This is a genomic window from Streptomyces sp. NPDC031274, from assembly GCF_055570235.1.
This window is the reverse complement of record NZ_JBVIHP010000322.1, coordinates 1-1,231: the sequence shown is the minus strand read 5'-3', so window position 1 is coordinate 1,231 and position 1,231 is coordinate 1. Positions and strand designations below refer to the sequence as shown.

Sequence of the window (1,231 nt, the reverse complement as noted above, 5' to 3'; positions counted from 1 at the left end):
CGGTGTCCTCGGGGCGGATCATTTGGCCGTGTAGGCGCGCAGGACGGCGTACGCCGTGGCTGGCGTGGCGCCGAGAAGGCGGATGCTGAAGCGTGCGTCCGCATTGACGGCGTTCTCGTCGTGGGCGATCGTGGCGCCTCCCTCGGACCGGTAGAGGGTGGTGAACCCGGCCAGGGGCGGAGCGGCGCCCAGTTCGGGGATTGCATCCATCACCGCCAGTACGTCCGGCGCGAAGAGAGCCCTGTCGCTCGCGGAGCGGGGCGCAGGCAGTAGCGCGGCGCGCTGGCATCGAATGGCGCGATCGGCTGTGAGCTGGTTCAGGCGAACGTTGACGCTCACGGCGCCGACACGCGGTGACGACATCCGGACGTCGAGGACCGGAGTCGTGCTGCCGTTGGTGTGCAGCGCCAGCTCGGAGCGGTCCGCGGTTCCCTGTGCGACGACAGGCAGTTGGGCGTCGCGCAGCGGCAGGCTCAGCAGGCGCAATGCCGCGAGGGCGTCATGGCGCCCGAAGTGCGGCAGGACCTGGCTGTGGATCAGTTCGGCGAGCTTAACGCCGTCCGTGCTCTTCATCGGGGTGGTCGCGGTCAACGGCTTGGCAGGCTGGCCCGGATCGCTGCCCGTAGAGACGAAGGCGCTGACGCTGAGCAGGTCATCGCGGGTCTGGAGGCTGCAGCGCAGGCCGAGGGGGTGGGTCACGATCGCTGTGCCGAGCAGGCCTGTCACGGCCCATTCGGGTCCGAGTGCGGCGGCCGTCTCATCGGCGAGCGCGAGCAGGTCTGGGGCGACGAGTTGGGTGTCGTAGGGCATGGGGTGCTTTCTGGAGAAGTGCCGTGCCGCATCCAGGCGTTGCGCCATGTGGTGCGGCGGGCTGTGGGCGTGGTGAGGGGGTGCCGGTGACAACCTGTCCAGCACCCCCTCGTTAATAATCATTCTACTATGGTCAGGGGTGGGGTCAACTGCGAAAACCCAGTTCAGAGGGGGTGGGCTAGGAGGCGCGAGCCTCGGCGAGCGCGGCTTCCATCTCCTCGGCGCTGCGACGCCCGAACACCTCGTCGTAGGTGAGCAGCCACGTCCAGTCGACGACCTTGTTGTCCGAGGCGCGCACGACGCCCCCGCCGACGCCGTTGTGGATGTGCGGGATCGTCACCGACTTGGCGTTCACCCGCAGAACTTCGAACCAGGTCGAGCCTCGGCGGACGAAGTCGCCCTTCTTGAAGTCGGCCTTGGA

1 protein-coding gene and 1 pseudogene are annotated in these 1,231 nt (G+C 68.2%); both read right to left on the bottom strand.

Features of this window, described 5'->3' with window-relative positions:
* Positions 1 to 18: 18 nt before the first annotated feature.
* Positions 19 to 810 carry a hypothetical protein gene (locus ACZ5CR_RS46040; RefSeq protein ID WP_468869916.1) on the bottom strand — a complete coding sequence of 264 codons (792 nt, stop codon included), beginning with the start codon at positions 808 to 810 and terminating at the stop codon, positions 19 to 21.
* A 178-nt stretch (positions 811 to 988) separates the two neighbouring features.
* Positions 989 to 1,231, bottom strand: a pseudogene (locus tag ACZ5CR_RS46035) (DUF3560 domain-containing protein); the annotation flags it as partial.

Bases quoted from the DNA above. Each gene is read 5' to 3' on its own strand.
- ACZ5CR_RS46040 (WP_468869916.1), bottom strand. From the start codon at position 810: ATGCCCTACGACACCCAACTCGTCGCCCCAGACCTGCTCGCGCTCGCC.